Here is a 17,092-nt window from a genome sequence, read left to right on the forward strand (position 1 = left end):
CTGTCATGACCGATCTCCTGCTTGCCATCTTCCACCACCTGATCGTCTTCGGCCTCGCCGCCGTGCTGGCCGCCGAGCTGGCCTTGATGCGGTCCTCAACCATGTCCCCGCAAACGGTCAGACTGCTGGGCCGCTTCGACTTTTTCTACGGCATGCTGGCGATGGCGATCCTGGTCGTCGGTTTCGTGCGCGTCTGGTTCGGCGCCAAGGGCCCCGATTTCTACCTGCACAACCACGCCTTCTGGGCCAAGATCGCCGCCTTTGCCGTGGTCGGGCTCATCTCGATCAAGCCGACGATGTGCATCCTGGCCTGGCAGAAGTCCCTGAAGGCCAACGCCGCCTTCGTCCCGCCGCTGCCGGAAATCGCCAGGCTGCGCCGTTGGCTGCTGATCGAGCTCCACGTGTTTGCGCTGATCCCGGTCTTTGCCGCGATGATGGCGCGCGGCGTCGGTTACGGCGCCGGCTGAGCAGGGTCAACGCCCGCCCGAGACGTCGATGAAGCTGCCGGTCGTGTACGACGCCGCCTCCGACAGCAGCCACAGCACGGCCTGGGCCACCTCGGCCGGCTGCCCTCCCCGCCCCATCGGCACCGACGCCGCCAGGCGCGCAACACGGCCGGGTTCGCCGCCACTGGCATGCATATCGGTGTGGATCAGGCCAGGACGGACGCCGTTGACGCGGATGCCCTCCAGGGCCACTTCTTTCGACAAGCCGATCGTCAGCGCATCCATGGCCGCTTTCGACGCCGCATAGTCGACGTATTCCCCCGCGGCACCCAGCACCCCGGCGCGCGACGACACATTCACGATGCCGCCGCCCGCACCACCGTGCCTGGTGGACATGCGCCGCACGGCCTCGCGCGCGCACAGCATGCTGCCCACAATGTTGGTTGCCATGATGCGCTGTATGCGCGCCGCGTCCATCTGGTCCACACGCATCTGCTGCGACAGGACGCCGGCATTGTTGACCAAGGCATCGAGCCGTCCATAGCGCCCGTCGATCGCCCGGAACATCGCCTCGACCTGCGCTTCATCGGCAACGTCGGCCTTGATTGCGAACGCCGCACCGCCGCCCGTGGTGATGGCGTCGACCACGCCGGCAGCGGCAGCATCGTCCGACCGGTAACTGATACAGACCCGGTATCTCCGCTGCGCCGCTTCGATCGCGCACGCCGCGCCAATGCCGCGCCCGCCGCCCGTGATCAAGATGATTTTCTCCATCCACTGTCTCCTCTTCCGGTTATGTGCAAACCGATGCACGTTAATATTAATATTTCTTAGGAACAGGATCGAGCAATATGCGTGTACTCATCATGGGCAATTCGGGATCGGGCAAATCGTACCGGGCGCAGGCGCTGGCGGCGCAACATGGCCTGGTACACCTGGACCTGGACACCATCGTCTGGGAACCGGGGCGGATCGCCGTGCCGCGTGCGCCTGAGCAGGTGCGGGCGGAGCTGCTGGCTTTTGTCGAAGGCAATGAAAGCTGGGTCGCGGAAGGCTGCTATGGCGACCTGGTCGAAGCCGCGCTGCCCTTTTGCTCGGCGCTGGTGTTCATGCATCCGGGGCTGGAGGTGTGCCTGGCGAACAATCGCAGCCGGTCGTGGGAGCCGCACAAGTATGCGTCGATGGAGGCGCAGCAGAGCAAGCTCGCTTTCCTGCTGGAGTGGGTGGCGGGATATTACGAGCGGGATGATGCGACGTCGTATGCGCGGCACCGGCGGATTTTCAATGACTTCGGCGGCAACAAGACAGAAGTGAACGCATTGTAGGGTGGGGTGTCGAACCCACCGAAACGTTGCGCATCCATGCCGGTGGGTTCGAGAACCCACCCTACAAAAAAGGGCAGGACCATACGGCCCTGCCCTCTTTCACGTGACGGCGCCACACAGCGCCGCCCCTCCTCAGAACCTTCTTAACCCAGCTGCTTTTCCAGCTTCTGCTTGGCCGCCACCAGCTCTTGCGGCAGGTGGTAGGACAATTTCTCGAACAGCTCGGTGTGCAATTTCAGCTCTTCGCGCCAGGCGTCCTGGTCGATCGAAGTGATCTGCGTGAACTGGGCCTCGGTGAAGTCCAGGCCATCCCAGTTCAGGTCGCCGTAATTCGGCGAGGTGCCGAACAAGTGTTCGCTGCCGCCGGCCTGGCCTTGCGTACGGTCGAGGATCCACTTCAGCACGCGCATGTTGTCGCCGTAGCCCGGCCACACGAAATTGCCCTGCTCGTCGGTACGGAACCAGTTGACGCAGAAGATCTTCGGCAGCGCGGCGCCGTTCTTCTCGGCCACTTTGCGGCCCAGGTCCAGCCAGTGCTGGAAGTAGTCGCTCATGTTGTAGCCGATGAACGGCAGCATGGCGAGCGGATCGCGGCGCACCACGCCCATCTGGCCGGCGGCGGCGGCGGTCGTTTCCGAACCCATGGTCGCGGCCATGTACACGCCTTCGACCCAGTCGCGCGCTTCGGTGACGAGCGGCACGGTGGTCGAGCGGCGGCCGCCGAAGATGAAGGCCGAGATCGGCACGCCGGCCGGATCGTCCCAGGCCGGGTCGATCACCGGGTTCTGGGTGGCGGCCACGGTGAAGCGCGCGTTCGGGTGGGCGGCCTTGGTGCCCGAGGCCGGGGTCCAGTCCTTGCCTTGCCAGTCGATCAGGTGGCTTGGGGCTTCCTTGGTCATGCCCTCCCACCACACGTCGCCGTCGTCGGTCAGCGCGACGTTGGTGAAGATCACGTTCTCGCGCAGCGAAGACATGCAGTTCGAGTTGGTCTTGTCGTTGGTGCCCGGGGCCACGCCGAAGTAGCCGGCTTCCGGGTTGATCGCGTACAGCTTGCCGTCCGCGCCCGGCTTGATCCAGGCGATGTCGTCGCCGATGGTGGTGACTTTCCAGCCGTCGAAGGAGGTCGGCGGGATCAGCATGGCGAAGTTGGTCTTGCCGCAGGCCGAAGGGAAAGCGGCCGCGACGTATTTCTTGTCGCCTTGCGGAGACTCGACGCCGAGGATCAGCATGTGTTCGGCCAGCCAGCCGGTGCCGCCCTGCTGCGCTTCCTGGTAGCCCATGTTCGAGGCGATACGCAGCGCGAAGCATTTCTTGCCCAGCAGTGCGTTGCCGCCATAGCCCGAGCCGAAGGACCAGATTTCGCGGGTTTCCGGGTAATGGACGATGTACTTGGTGCTGTTGCACGGCCAGCGCACGTCCTGCTGGCCCGGGGTCAACGGCATGCCGACGCTGTGCACGCAGGGCACGAACTCGCCATCGTTGCCCAGCACGTCGTACACGGCCTTGCCCATGCGCGTCATGATGCGCATGTTCACGGCAACATAAGGCGAGTCGGACAGCTCGACGCCGATGTGGGCGATCGGCGAACCCAGCGGGCCCATCGAGAACGGCACCACGTACATGGTGCGGCCGGCCATGCAGCCGTCGAACAGGCCGTTCAGGGTGGTGCGCATCTCGGCCGGGTCGGTCCAGTTGTTGGTCGGGCCGGCCTGCTCTTTTGTGCTTGAGCAGATGAAGGTGCGGTCTTCCACGCGCGCCACGTCGGACGGGTCGGAATGGGCCAAGTAGGAATTTGGACGCTTTTCCGGGTTCAGGCGGATCATCGTGCCGGCATCGACCATCTGTGCGCACAGGCGGTCGTACTCTTCTTCGGAACCGTCGCACCAGTAGATGGCGTCAGGCTTCGTCAGGGCGGCAATGTCTGCCACCCAATTGATGAGCTTTTGATGGTTGATGTAAGCTGGGACGTTCAGGGCGGCGACGCCGCTCATCACGGGCTGGTTCATGAGTACCTCCAATAAAGAATTCTGGTCATGTCCCGGCACATCGTCGTGGGGCCAGGGACTACGCTTCGGAATCCCTTCGCTCGCATGGGAGCGCGGCGGTACGGCGGTCGTGTCGACAACCTCGTTGGCGAGGCTGGGGTGGAACGGTGCTGCTGGGCCTGCGTGATATACACGATCGTGCTGTCAAACCCTTAATATTCGGGCGATTGTACACCCCTGAATCCCATGCACAAGGTCCTCGGCCGGAAAAATGTAGGAAATATAGTTGACTAAAGTAGTAGGCTACTTTCAATCTTCGGGATCATGTACTTCCTTTACGTACTCATCAATAACTTCGGCCAACTCCGATGAAAATTGCCATTCTTGACGATTACCAGAACGCCGTGCCCGGTCTGGACTGTTACAAAATTTTGGACGGGCACGAAGTCAAAGTGTTCAATACATCGGCGCGCGGGGTGGGTCAGCTGGCGATCCGGCTGGCGCCCTTCGATGCGCTGGTGCTGATCCGCGAGCGCACGCATTTGCCGGCGGCCTTGCTGAACCGGTTGCCGAACCTGAAGTTGATTTCGCAGACGGGCAAGGTCAGCGGGCATGTCGACGTGGCGGCGGCCACCGCGCGCGGGATCGCGATTGCCGAGGGCGTCGGCTCGCCGGTGGCGCCGGCTGAACTGACCTGGGCGCTGATCATGGCGGCCAGCCGCAAGATCGTCCCGTATGCGAATAACCTGAAGGATGGCTTGTGGCAGACGGCGTCGATCAATCCGCGGTTGAATGGCCTGGGGCGGGTGCTGCATGGGCGCAAGCTGGGACTCTGGAGTTACGGCAAGATCGGCAAGCTGGTGGCGGGGTATGGCAGGGCCTTCGGTATGCGAGTGTTGGTGTGGGGGAGCGAGGCCAGCCGGGCGGCGGCGGTGGCGGATGGGTTCACTGCGGCGGCATCGCGCGAGGCCTTGTTTGCGGAGGCGGATGTGTTGAGCCTGCATTTGCGGCTGGCCGACAGTACCCGTGGCATCGTGACTGCGCAGGATCTAGCGCGCATGAAGCCGGATGCCTTGTTCGTGAACACGAGCCGGGCGGAACTGGTGGCGGAAGGGGCGCTGGAAGAGGCTTTGCGGCGCGGGTATCCTGGCGGAGCGGCGGTGGATGTGTTTGCCAGTGAGCCGCTGGCGCCGGATGCGGCCTTGTTGAAGATTCCAACGGTGCTGGCGACGCCGCACCTGGGGTATGTCGAGCAGGACAGTTATGAGATGTATTTCAGGGCGGCGTTCGAGAATGTCGTGTGCTTTGCGGCGGGCACGCCGACGAATATCCTAAATTCCGCGGCGCTGACAACGTAGGGTGGGCACTCTGTGCCCACGCGGAACGATGAGCAAGGTTTGCCACATTTCACCCGTACAATCGGATAATCGAAACGTATCGAATGATCATTTAGAAGCGCTAATGGATGGCGAGTTTCGATGTTGGAGCATAGCCAACAATATGCATCGTTCCGCGTGGGCACAGGGTGCCCACCTTACAGGTTCACTGCTATTGGCTAATGGCCAATGGCCAGCGTCAACCCAGCTCCGGCTCACCCGTCAGCTTGATCCGCCGCGCCGGCATCACATGCCTGCCGGTCCACAACCCGGCCCAGCCCGGCGGCCAGCCGATATCCGGCCCGGCATACGGTTTTACCCCGGCCCGCACCGGCACAACCGGCACCGGCGGCGCCTCGACCAATCCCCCACCGGCGGGACGCTCCATGTTCAGACTGTACATGTACCCCGGCAGCAGCAAATCGCACACATCGGCAAACCACGCCGTGTGATCCTCGTCGCGCCCCAGCGCCTGGGCCAGCCCCTGCGGGTCGAATTTCGCCAGCGCATGGATCAGCTCGTCCGTGGTGGCGCCGGGCAAATCGCCCCAGCCCATCACCGGATTGTTGTTGTACTCGGCGCCCGAGCCGTACCAGCCTTCGCGCCAGGAGCGCTGCATCCAGTTGCGCTGGCCGGTGAACAAATGCCAGCGCCAGTGCAGGCCGGAGGGCTTGGGCCAGGAATACAGATACAGCTTCTGGTAACCGGCCTTGTGCAGTTCGCGCACCACGGCCATCAGGCGCGCGTGCGGCATGCGGTCGGGTGGGGTGCGGCGGAACAGGATCGGTTCGCCGTCCGCGTGTTGTACTTCGTCGCTCGACAAGTTCAGGTCGAGGGTGCGCGCTTCGTTGCCGAAACGCGCGGAAATCCACCCGGTCAGGAGATTGACGTGGGTGATCACGCCATATCCGCGATGACGGTGAAAAATAACGGTTCCTGGTGCAACGGCTTTCATTTTTATCTTGAGCAAGTGCCCGTAAAAAAGATCAGTCTACTCATCCGATCCGGCTGATTCTAGCGCAGTCACATGTGGATACACTATCGTTTGCGGCTATCATGAGCCACCTTTTTTCACTGCCTTTACAAACCGATATGACTTTACGAATCATCGCCACTGGCGGCACCTTCGACAAACATTACAACGAACTGAACGGCGTGCTCGGCTTTGCCGACAGCCACCTGCCGGCAGTCATCTCCCGTGCCCGCATGACGGTCCCGGTCGAGCTCGAAGTACTGCCTCTGCTCGACTCGCTCGACATGGGGGACGCCGACCGCGCCCGCGTCCTGGCCTCCTGCCAGGCCTCGCCTGAAAAAGCCATCGTCATCGTCCACGGCACCGACACCATGCGCGAAACCGCCGGCGTGCTCGGCGCTGCCCCGCTCGGCAAGACCGTCGTCCTGACCGGCGCCATGATTCCCTACGAAATCGCGAACTCCGACGCCCTCTTCAACCTCGGCTTCGCCTGTGCCGCGGCGCAGACCCTGCCGGCCGGCGTCTACGTGGCGATGAATGGCCAGGTGTTTGCCTGGGACAACGTCACGAAAAACCGCGCCGCCGGCGTGTTCCAGCCGCTGTAAGAGGCTGCGTTTTTCCGCAGGGCAGCCGGGCGCTGCCCTGCCAAAGAACTTCCTATACTTTTCTCTCCCGTGTACCAGAGAGGAGAGTTTCCCATGTCAGACCGCCCCATCCTGACCACGCGCCAGGGCCATCCCGTGCGCGACAACCAGTCGCTGCGCTCTGTCGGCGAGCGCGGCCCGGCCACGCTCGAGAATTACCAGTTCATCGAAAAGATCACCCACTTCGACCGCGAACGCATCCCGGAACGCGTGGTGCATGCGCGCGGCACCGGCGCCCATGGCTACTTCGAGGCCTACGGCAAGATCGGTGACGAACCGGCCTCCAAGTACACGCGCGCCAAGGTACTCACCGAAGTCGGCGTCCAGACCCCGACTTTCGTGCGCTTCTCGACCGTGATCGGCGGCAAGGAATCCCCGGAAACGGCACGCGACCCGCGCGGCTTTGCGGTGAAACTGAAAACCGTCGAAGGCAACTGGGACCTGGTCGGCAACAACCTGAAGGTCTTCTTCATCCGCGACGCGATCAAGTTCCCGGACATGATCCACGCCTTCAAGCCCGACCCGGTGACCAATCAGCAAGAGCCATGGCGCTTCTACGATTTCATCGCGAATCACCCCGAATCGCTGCACATGGTTACCTGGGTCAAGAGCCCATGGGGCATCCCGGCCAACTACCGCGAGATGGAAGGTTCCGGCGTCAACACCTATAAATTGGTGAACGACGAGGGCGTGGCCCATCTGGTGCGCTTCCACTGGGAGCCGCGCCAGGGCGTGCGCAACCTCACCACGCAACAGGCGGCCGAGATCCAGGCCCACGACACCAGCCACGCCACGCGCGACCTGTACCAGGCGATCGAGCGCGGCGACTATCCGGAATGGGAATTCTGTATCCAGATCATGGCCGACGGCGAGCATCCCGAGCTCGACTTCGACCCGCTGGACGACACCAAGCGCTGGCCGGAAGACCAGTTCCCGCTGCTGCCGGCGGGCCGCATGGTGCTCGACAAGAACCCGGACAATGTGTTCGCCGAAACCGAGCAGTCGGCCTTCGGCACCGGCGTGCTGGTCGACGGCATCGATTTTTCGGACGACAAGATGCTGCAGGGCCGCACCCTGTCGTATTCGGATACCCAGCGCTACCGCGTTGGCCCCAATTACTTGCAGCTGCCGATCAATGCCCCGCAGGAACGCGCACGCGCCAAGACCAACCAGCGCGACGGGCAAATGGCGTACTACGTCGACGATGGCGGCGAGAGCAAGCACATCAACTACGAGCCGAGCCTGATGGGCGGCCTGCAGGAAGCGCCGAAACCGCAGCGCGACTACCACCAGTACGTAGAAGGCCACCTCGGCCGTTACCAGACCACCTCGACCGCAGCCGACTACAAGCAGGCCGGCGACCGCTACCGCACCTTCCAGGACTGGGAGCGTGACGACCTGGTCAACAACGTCGGCGGGGACTTGAAGCAGTGCCCGGAAGTGATCCAGCTGCGCATGGTCTGGCACCTGTGGCATTGCGATGAGGATTACGGCCGCCGCGTGGCGGAAGTTGCCGGTATCGACCTGGAAAAGGCAAAGGCGTTGCCGCCGCTGCCGGGCAAACCGGCGCCGCACGAGAATCGCCAGGGTGCGACCTATACCGATGGCAAGGCCGAGGAGCCTGCAACCAGCGAGGAAGTGGCGACGAAGTAAGTCGTGATCGCCGCGCTGCAAAGCAAAACGGACCCTTTTGGGTCCGTTTTTGTAGGGTGGGTACTCGTACCCACCACATCGGCGCATGATCGATCGCCATGGTGACCGTGGCGGTATGCTGCGGCACATTTGGTGGGTACGAGTACCCACCCTACGACCATTTACGCCTTGGCTTCGCCGCCCAATGCCTCGACCACATCGGCCAGCATCTTCGACAGTTCGCCCGTCATCAGCACGATGTCGTTATCGAAACGCTCGTCGTCGCTGTAGGTGACGGTTTCGCCTTCCTTGATCACGTCCAGCGGCTTGACGCCCTTGATGGCCAGGGTTTCGGTCAGCACGAACGACACGCGGCTGTTCCAGGTCATGGCCAGGCGGGTGCACTGCTTGCCCGAGGCGATATGGCGGCGGATGTCTTCCGGATCCAGCGAGTGCTTCACGTAACGCACGGCGGCGCGGCTTTCGCCGGTGGCGCGCAGTTCGGTGTCCTGGTCGATCGTGAAGTTGTACGGCGCTTCGTCCGATTCCAGCCAGCCGGTCATCACGGCCACCGGCGAACGCTGCACGCGCAGCGATTCCAGCGGCATGCGGTCGACGGCTTTGAGCAGCAGCTTGATGACTTCGTCGGCCTTGGCCGGGCTGGCGGCATCGATCACGAGCCAGCCGTTGACCGGATCGATCCAGGTCCAGGTGTTGCTGCGGATGGTAAAGGCACGCGGCAGCAGTTCGTCGGCCACGCGTTCCTTGAGTTCCTTCATCGCCTTTTTACCAGGCGGGAAACCTTGCTGCTCTTCCAGTTCGGCCGCCTTGGCCTTGGCCACCTGGTTGATGACCGAGCTCGGCAGCAGCTTCTTTTCCGTGCCCAGCATCATCAGCATCTGCTTGTTGACCACGTGGACCAGCTTGCCGTTCGGACGCGGTGCATCCCAGCCCTGGCGCAGCAATTCGTTGCTGCTGGCCGGCGTGAAGGCCTGCGACTGCAGCGCCTCTTCCATTTTTTCAGGCGCGAAATCCCAGTTGGTGGGCAGGCGGTAAATCTGAAGATTCTTGAACCACATAGTTGCTTTCTGTTGTCTCAGTATTTCAGGGGAACGACATTCTACACGCTGGAGCCGGCCTATTTTCGACCGGCAACAGACGGTTTTTCAATGTGTTGCATGTTCGTCAAACAGGCTCAGCTGCTCGACATGTTCTGTGTCGCCCAGGCGCACGCCGACGCCCAGCAGGCGTACCGGACGGCTGGCGCGCGCCCAGCCAATTTCCATCAGCCGGGCAAAGGTCGGCAGGTGTGGCGTGGTGCCGACACACTCCACCGTGGTCTGCTGGAAGTCCGAAAACTTGATCTTCACAAACAGCTTGTTGATGAATTTTTCGGCAGCGTTGCGTTTGATCCGGCCCAGCAGGTGTTCGTGCAGATCCGGCAATAGCGCCAGGCAGCCCGGCAAGTCCGGGATGTCGGGCGTGTAGGTTTCCTCGGTGCTGATCGACTTGCGCTCGCGCTCGGGACTGACCTCGCGGTGGTCGATGCCGCGCGACAGGTCATGCAGGCGCGCGCCGAAGCTGCCGAAGTGTTCCTGCAGCTTCTGCATGCTCCAGGTGCGCAAATCGGCGCAGGTCTGCAGGCCCAGGTTGTTCATCTTGGCGGCGGTGACCTTGCCGACGCCGTGCAGTTTTTTCACCGGCAGCGCCGCGACAAAGGCATCCACCTCTTCCGGGCGCACCAGGAACAGGCCGTCGGGCTTGTTCCAGTCGCTGGCGATCTTCGCCACGAACTTGTTCGGCGCCACCCCGGCCGAGGCCGTGATGCCGACGGTCTCGAAAATGCGGCGCCGGATTTCCTGGGCGATCAGGGTCGCGCTGTTCTTGCAGTGCGGCGAGTTGGTCACGTCCAGGTAGGCTTCGTCCAGCGACAGCGGTTCGACCAGGTCCGTGTAGTCGCGGTAGATGTCCATGATCTGACGCGAGGCGATCCGGTATTTCTCCATTGCCGGCGGAATGATCAGCAGGTCCGGGCACAGCTTGACGGCCTGGGCCGTGGCCATGGCCGAGTGGATGCCGTAGCGCCGCGCCTCGTAGTTGCAGGTGGCCACCACGCCGCGCTGGTCCTGGCGCCCACCGACGGCCAGCGGCCGGCCGCGCAAGGACGGATCGTCGCGCATCTCGACCGACGCGTAGAAGCAGTCGCAGTCGCAATGGATGATTTTACGTGCGGGGGCGTTCACTCGGGCGGCGGCGGGGGCCGACTACTGTCATTCCATACAGTATCTCGTCAATTGCGGTTCCGTGCAAGGCCCACGGATGTTTCGCGGATGCTGCCACGGACGTCAACCGTACGGTGGGCACTCCGTGCCCACGCGGAACGACGCATGGTGTTGGCTCTGGTGCTGGCCAGGCAGGATGCATGTTGTTGACGTCTCCAAGAGAGCAGACGCTGCGTGTCCGCATTGGGACGCTCATCAGCATGCGTCTGTTCGCATCACCAGCATCGTCGCCGATGACGCATCGTTCCGCGTGGGCACGGAGTGCCCACCGTACGGTTGCGGCCGCATGCCACCGGAACGTATGTGGTACGTCCAATAAAAAAAGACGCGCGGCACGCCGCGCGTCTTTCACCCTTGGTACTCGACTGTGTCAGAACAAATTACCAGCCCAGCTGCAGCGTGTACTTGCCGTTGGTCGCACCTGTACCGCCGCTGTAGTACTTGACGCGCACATACCGTGCGGCGGTTGCGGTGGTGGTATTCGCCACCGAGGCGGTATCGGCCGAACCGGCGCCGTTTTCGCTCAGCGCCAGCTGGGTGCCCGAGCTGTTGTAGATGTACAGGTCGTAGTCGGCGGTCGACGAACCCGGGGTCATGGTGGCGGTCAGGGTTTTACCGGCCGGCAGCTGGACCACGAAGTAGTCGCTGTCGGTGCTGGAACCCATGTTGCCGGTCACGGTCGTGTTGGCGGTGCTGACGACGTCGGCGGTGGCGATCGTGTTGTTCGATTCGCTTTCCGCGATCGTCGGGCCGGTCGGCGTGGTGCCGCCGCCGGAAGTAGCCGAAGCCACGGCCGCTGCCGCGTCGACGATGCCGGTGCCGCAACCCGAGCAGGTCGCCGGGAAGGCACGCGCGGTGCTCTTCAGCTTCGACTCGATCTGGTCAGGCGTCAGTGCGCCGTTCTTCGCCAGCATCAGGGCAGCGACGCCGGCCACGTGCGGGGTCGCCATCGAGGTGCCCTGGTAGGAGGCGTAGGTGTCCGAACCTGGCGCATTGGTGCCGCTGTTCAGGGTCGACAGCACGCCGCCGCCGGTGCCGCCGCCAGGCGCCGCCACGTCGACCACGGTGCCGTAGTTCGAGTAGGAAGCGCGGCCCCCGGCCTTGGTGGTGGCCGCCACGGTCACCACGCCCGAGCAATTGGCCGGGCTGGCGTTCGAGGCGTTCTGGTTCTCGTTGCCGGCCGCGACGATCACGACGGTGCCGCGCGAGCGGGCGCTGTTGATCGCGTTCTGGGTCGTGGTGTCGCAGGCGCCGCCGCCGCCCAGCGACATGTTGATCACGTGGGCGCGTGCCGCGATGTTCGGCACGCCGCTGACGCTGCCGCCCGAGGACCAGACGATGGCGTCGGCGATGTCCGAGGTGTAGCCGCCGCACTTGCCGAGCACGCGCACCGGCACGATCTTGGCGCCGAAGGCGACGCCGGCCACGCCGACGCCGTTGTTGGTGGCGGCGGCGATGGTGCCGGCCACGTGGGTGCCGTGCCAGCTCGAGTTCGATGCCGGCGAACCGGAATAGCAGGCGTTGGCGGTGACGGCGTCGCCCGGATCGGAAGCGTCGCTGTCGCGGCCGTTGCCGTCGTTCGAAACGGCGGTGTCGGAGATGAAGTCGTAGCCTGCCAGGAACTGGCCGGAGAGGTCGACGTGCGGACGGTAGCCGGTGTCGATGACGGCCACGCGGATGCCGGCGCCGGTCGAATTATCCCAGGCGGCCGGCAGGCGCAGGCCGCCGGTCGTGTCGAAGTAGTGCCACTGCTCTGCGTAGCGCGGATCGTTCGGCGTCATCATCTTGGTCATGATGCGGTCCGGTTCCGCGTATTCGATCTGCGGATCGCGCGCCATCATCTCCTTGGCCAGTGCGCTGGCTTCCGTGAGCGACAGCTTGCGGCTCAGCTTCATGACGTTGGCGCCGGTGGCGATGCCGTGCAGGGCCTGCAGCTTGACGCCGTAGTCCTGGCCGGCGCGGTCGGCAACCGACTGGCGCGCCGCCGTCACGGCCGGCACGAAGGCGCGGCCGTTGACGACTTTCGCGTCCTTGTACTTCACGATCATGCGGTCGGTATGGAGGATGTATTGCGTTTCCTTGGCAGCACCGGGTACGGCTTCCGGTACCGCGGCCGAGGCGTGGAGCGGGCCCACGACAATGGCCAGTGCAGCGGTGACTTTCAACAGGCTCGGATAAAGCGATTGCATCGACTTCATGGTTCGTCCTTTTGTGTAGTTTTCCGTCAAGGCAAAAATGCCTCGTTTTATGTGTCTCCGGCCATCTCCTGCCGGAGTTGCCCTCTACTGGCGGCTTGGAAAGACTACTCCCGAGTAAATATGCATGAAGGGAATTTCCAATCGTGTGCAGCACTTTCACAACGGTTTCTGTGCTCGACTTAACAAAAACATGGAATATTTGCCACATTCGTATGTGCGGCAAATAACATATGGCGCAGTTTCATTATCAAGCGACAACATCAGTTACCTTGTGCATAAGACAAGATATTTGCCCTCCCACCATGCATAAAAAAGGCCGCGATCGCTCGCGGCCTTGTGCTACGTCAGGTTCTTGTAATCAAAAATAAGCTGAGATCAGAAGTTACCCTTGAACTGCACACCCCAGGTACGCGGTTCGTTGGTGAAACCGGTCAGGTTGTTGAAGTCGATGGCGCCGGTGATGCGGCGTTCGTCGAGGATGTTACGGCCGAACACGGCTGCTTCGTACTTGCCGTTGGCCCAGGTGTAGCCCAGGCGCAGGCCGCCTTCGGTCAGCGGCTTGCCGGTGAACTCGGCTGCCTCGTACAGGAAGAAGTTGACCTTGCTGCGGTAGGACCAGTCGGTGAAGGCAAAGAATTCGCCGTCGCCCACCGGCACGCTGTAGCGCGCGGTGGCGTTCACGATCCAGCGCGGCGCCTGCGGCAGCATGTTGCCGTTCACAAAAACGCGGCCGGCGGCGGCAACCGGATCACGCACCGTGCAAGCCGAGCTGCAGCTGGCCACGACCAGGCCGGCGTCGCGGATTTCCGTGAAGTTGTAGCTGGTGCTGGCGGTCAGGCGCAGCGACGGGCTGACGGCGGCTTCGATGTCGAGCTCGACGCCGCGGCCCTTGGTCTTGTCGGCATTCAGCAACTGGTTGGCATTGCTGGCGCCGCCGACGGCGGTCAGCTGCTGGTCCTTGACCGTGTAGTCGTAGACCGAGAAGGCGACGCGGCCGCGGCGGTCGAACAAATCGGCCTTCACGCCGGCTTCGACCGAGGTGATGGTCTCGGCATCGGCCACGGTGATCGGCACCGACGCCGATGCGGCGGCGATACTCGGGGCGCGGAAGCCGGTGGCGACGCGGCCGTACACGTTGACGTCAGGCGTGAGCTTGTAGGTGCCGCTCAGGTCCCAGCTGATCTTGCCCTTGCTGGTGCTGACCGAGGTGTCGCCCACTTGCGGCGAGTTGATGGCGCGCACGGTGGCGAAGTCCTTCTCGTCCTTGGTGTAGCGCAGGCCGGCGCGCAGGTCGAACACCGGGGACAGCTTGTAGGTGGCCGAGCCGAACATGGCCCAGGCGGTATTGTCCTGGTGGCTGACGAGGCTGGAAATACGCTCGCCGGTGGCGCTGTTGAAGCCGTCGCTGCCGCCGCTGGCGCTTTCGTCGAACCAGTAGACGCCGGCCTGCCAGTTCAGCGGACCCGCGTACTGCGACTCGATGCGGAATTCCTGGCTGTACTGTTCCAGGTGGTCGAGGTTGCTCGCGGTTTCGACCTGGAACGGGATGCGGCCCGGGCCGGCCGGGATGCCGCCGTCGATGTCGCCGCGGCTAAAGTACTCGCCCACGGTCTCGTAGCCGGTGACCGAGTGCAGGCGGTAGTCGCCCAGGTCCCAGCTCATGCGCAGGTTGGCGCCGCGCGTGCTCAGGCGCTGGTCGTTCAGCGCGTTGGTGACAATGCGGTCCAGGTCGAGGCCGTCGGCGATGTCGTTGCTGCCCTGGCGGATCAGGTTGGCGCGGAACAGGCGGGCGCTGCCGGTAGTGCTGCGCTGGTGGATGTTGAACAGGGCGTTGAAGGCCGCGTTCGGCTTGTACAGGAACTGCACGCGCTCGGCGTGTTCGTTGTAGCCGTCGAGGCTGCCGCGGTACTGGGTCTGGGCCAGGTCGGCGTAGTTCTTGACGTAGTCGTCGCGGTGCTGGCGCAGGGTCGACACGCGCATAGCGACGGTGTCCGACAGCGGCACGTTGACGGCGCCTTCGACGTTCACGGTCTTGTGGGTGGCGATCGAGGCGTTGTAGTAACCCTCGACCTTGTCCAGGCGCGGCTTCTCGGATTCGAATTTCACCACGCCGGCCGGGGTGTTGCGGCCGAACAGGGTGCCCTGCGGGCCGCGCAGCACCTCGACGTTGGCCACGTCGAAGATCGGGAAGCCTTTCAGGATCGGGTTTTCCTGCACCACGTCGTCATAGATCAGCGAGACCGGCTGCGAGGCGAAGATGTTGAAGTCGGTGTTGCCGTAGCCGCGGATATAGAAGCGCGGGAAGGTACGGCCATTCGACGATTCCACGTTCAGGCTCGGCAGCTTGCCGGCCAGCAGGCGGATGTCCTGGCCGCTCGAGTTCAGCACGTCGAGCTTCTCGCCGCGCAGGGCGCTCACGGCCAGCGGCACGTCGCGGATGTTCTCGCTGCGGCGCTGGGCCGTCACGGTGACGGTCTGCAGCTCGGCGACCGGTGCGGCCACGGGTGCGGCCACGGGCGCGGTCTGTGCAGCCGGGGCCGGCGTGGCGGCATCGGTCTGGGCCAGGGCCGGCAGGGCGGCCAGCGCCAGCATGGCGGCATGTGCCTGCACGACGCGGCGATGCATCTTGGACATCTTGATCATGATAGTTCTTTCGTGAGTAGTGAAACCGCGATGTCCACTCTTTCCTCCATGTGCCGCTTCGTTTGAGCAGCGAGGCGGTTTGCCCGCCGCGGCACCCGCATCTTGTTGATGTCTTAAGGTTGCCGTCCAACAAAGGCGTGATTGTTCGCTATACGATTTCGAATATCAAGTGAATATTCATATGCAGATGTCAAATAACAACAAGTGTGTTAGGCGGACGTAATTACCATGGCGCGGAAATCGTTGACGTTGGTGCGCGTCGGGCCCGTGACGACCAGGTCGCCGAGTGCGGAAAACAGGCTGTAGCCATCGTTATCCTGCAACATGGCGGCAGGATCGAGGCCGTTCGCCGCCGCACGGGCCAGCGTATCCGGGCCGAGCAGCGCACCGGCGTTGTCCTCGGTGCCGTCGATGCCATCGGTGTCGCAGGCGATCGCGTGCACATTTGCGATGCCGCGCAGGGCGATGGCCAGCGCCAGCAGGAATTCGGCATTCCGTCCTCCCTTGCCCTCCCCGCGCACCGTGACCGAGGTTTCGCCGCCGGACAGGATCACGCAGGGCGCTTGCGAGGGCTGGCCGTGTTCGATCACTTGCCGTGCAATGGCCGCGTGGACAATTGCCACCTCGCGCGCCTCGCCTTCGATGCTGTTCGACAGGACCAGGGGCGTGAACCCGGCTGCGCGGGCTGCCGCGGCCGCCGCATCGAGCGCGCCTTGCGCGGTGGCGATGACGACCGTCTCGTTGCGCGCCAGGCGAGGGTCGTCGGGTGTGGGCGCCGCCAGGGCCGGGTCGGCCAGCACGGCGCGCGCCGCATCGGACACGGCGATGCCGTATTTCTGCAGGATGGCCAGGGCATCGGCGCCGCTGCTGCCGTCGGGCACGGTCGGGCCGGAGGCAACCACGGCCGGATCGTCGCCGGGCACGTCCGACACCACCAGCGTCAGCACCCGCGCCGGGCAACACGCCAGCGCCAGCCGCCCGCCCTTCACCGCCGACAGGTGGCGCCGTACGCAGTTCATTTCGCCGATCGGCGCGCCGCTGCGCAGCAGCTGGCGGTTGATATTGCGTTTTTCCTCAGGCGTGATGCCGGGCGCCGGCAGCGACAGCAGGGCCGAGCCGCCACCGGACATCAGGCACAGCACCAGGTCGTCTTCGGTCAGGCCCTGCACCAGTTCCAGCATGCGGGTGGCGGCGCGCACGCCGGCTTCATCCGGCACCGGGTGGCCGGCCTCGACCACCTCGATGTGGCGGGTCGGTGCGCCGTGGGCATAGCGCGTCACCACCAGGCCTTCCAGTTCGCCCTGCCAGTGCGCCTCGACCGCCTCGGCCATGCGCGCGGCCGCCTTGCCGGCGCCGATCACGACCGTGCGTCCGCGCGGCGGTGGCGGCAGGTGCCGTTCAAGCAGTTGGCCGGGGTCGACGGCGGCCAGGGCCGCGTGGAACAGATGGGTCAGGAACTGGCGGGGATCGAACGCTTCCAAACGGTTCTCCTGGGGTGGGATGCGATGATATTGACATAAAACCAAGGCAACGGCTCAGCTCACGCAAAAAAACGTATTTTGCATATTTTTCAGAAAAACCCTTGCGC

At 63.9% G+C, this 17,092-nt stretch carries 13 protein-coding genes; 5 read left to right on the plus strand and 8 right to left on the minus strand.

The window, feature by feature from the left end; genetic code table 11:
* Window positions 1-5: 5 nt before the first annotated feature.
* The gene (locus QPK31_RS00465; RefSeq protein WP_290420984.1) at window positions 6-467 is read left to right on the plus strand and encodes a DUF2214 family protein; all 462 of its coding nucleotides are present in this window, start codon (window positions 6-8) and stop codon (window positions 465-467) included.
* Between the two features lie 6 nt (window positions 468-473).
* On the opposite strand, the gene QPK31_RS00470 is transcribed toward QPK31_RS00465, so the two are convergent.
* The gene (locus QPK31_RS00470) at window positions 474-1,220 is read right to left on the minus strand and encodes an SDR family oxidoreductase (RefSeq protein ID WP_290420985.1); all 747 of its coding nucleotides are present in this window, start codon (window positions 1,218-1,220) and stop codon (window positions 474-476) included.
* 77 nt (window positions 1,221-1,297) lie between these two features.
* On the opposite strand from QPK31_RS00470, the gene QPK31_RS00475 reads away from it, so the two are divergent.
* Window positions 1,298-1,771 (plus strand): hypothetical protein, encoded by a 474-nt coding sequence (locus tag QPK31_RS00475; protein WP_290420986.1) that lies wholly within the window; start codon window positions 1,298-1,300, stop codon window positions 1,769-1,771.
* 143 nt (window positions 1,772-1,914) lie between these two features.
* On the opposite strand, the gene QPK31_RS00480 is transcribed toward QPK31_RS00475, so the two are convergent.
* A complete protein-coding gene (locus tag QPK31_RS00480; protein WP_290420987.1) occupies window positions 1,915-3,777 on the minus strand; it encodes a phosphoenolpyruvate carboxykinase (GTP) in 1,863 nt (620 codons plus the stop codon).
* A 347-nt stretch (window positions 3,778-4,124) separates the two neighbouring features.
* Between QPK31_RS00480 and QPK31_RS00485 the strand changes: the two genes are divergently transcribed.
* Window positions 4,125-5,114 (plus strand): D-2-hydroxyacid dehydrogenase family protein, encoded by a 990-nt coding sequence (locus tag QPK31_RS00485; RefSeq protein ID WP_290420988.1) that lies wholly within the window; start codon window positions 4,125-4,127, stop codon window positions 5,112-5,114.
* Between the two features lie 217 nt (window positions 5,115-5,331).
* Here QPK31_RS00485 and QPK31_RS00490 read toward each other — a convergent pair whose 3' ends face one another.
* Complete coding sequence (locus QPK31_RS00490; protein ID WP_290420989.1) at window positions 5,332-6,087, minus strand: L-asparaginase; 756 nt, start codon at window positions 6,085-6,087, stop codon at window positions 5,332-5,334.
* A 137-nt stretch (window positions 6,088-6,224) separates the two neighbouring features.
* On the opposite strand from QPK31_RS00490, the gene QPK31_RS00495 reads away from it, so the two are divergent.
* On the plus strand, window positions 6,225-6,710 hold the full coding sequence (locus QPK31_RS00495; protein WP_290420990.1) for an asparaginase domain-containing protein: 486 nt from the start codon (window positions 6,225-6,227) through the stop codon (window positions 6,708-6,710).
* A 93-nt stretch (window positions 6,711-6,803) separates the two neighbouring features.
* A complete protein-coding gene (locus QPK31_RS00500) occupies window positions 6,804-8,402 on the plus strand; it encodes a catalase (RefSeq protein WP_290420991.1) in 1,599 nt (532 codons plus the stop codon).
* 161 nt (window positions 8,403-8,563) lie between these two features.
* Here the strand turns inward: QPK31_RS00500 and QPK31_RS00505 are convergent, their stop codons facing one another.
* The 5 genes from QPK31_RS00505 to QPK31_RS00525 form a co-directional block, all read right to left on the minus strand.
* Window positions 8,564-9,460, minus strand: coding sequence for a recombination-associated protein RdgC (locus QPK31_RS00505; protein WP_229436489.1), 897 nt, complete (start codon window positions 9,458-9,460; stop codon window positions 8,564-8,566).
* An 87-nt stretch (window positions 9,461-9,547) separates the two neighbouring features.
* On the minus strand, window positions 9,548-10,624 hold the full coding sequence (gene dinB, locus QPK31_RS00510) for a DNA polymerase IV (RefSeq protein ID WP_290420992.1): 1,077 nt from the start codon (window positions 10,622-10,624) through the stop codon (window positions 9,548-9,550).
* 419 nt (window positions 10,625-11,043) lie between these two features.
* On the minus strand, window positions 11,044-12,861 hold the full coding sequence (locus QPK31_RS00515) for a S8 family peptidase (RefSeq protein WP_290420993.1): 1,818 nt from the start codon (window positions 12,859-12,861) through the stop codon (window positions 11,044-11,046).
* A gap of 375 nt (window positions 12,862-13,236) precedes the next feature.
* Entirely contained in the window at window positions 13,237-15,504 is a 2,268-nt protein-coding gene (locus tag QPK31_RS00520; protein WP_290420994.1) for a TonB-dependent receptor, read from the minus strand.
* A gap of 209 nt (window positions 15,505-15,713) precedes the next feature.
* On the minus strand, window positions 15,714-16,985 hold the full coding sequence (locus QPK31_RS00525) for a glycerate kinase (protein WP_290420995.1): 1,272 nt from the start codon (window positions 16,983-16,985) through the stop codon (window positions 15,714-15,716).
* Window positions 16,986-17,092 lie beyond the last annotated feature (107 nt).

The organism is Massilia sp. YIM B02769 (genome assembly GCF_030411995.1).
In the GTDB taxonomy this organism is placed as follows: domain Bacteria; phylum Pseudomonadota; class Gammaproteobacteria; order Burkholderiales; family Burkholderiaceae_D; genus Telluria.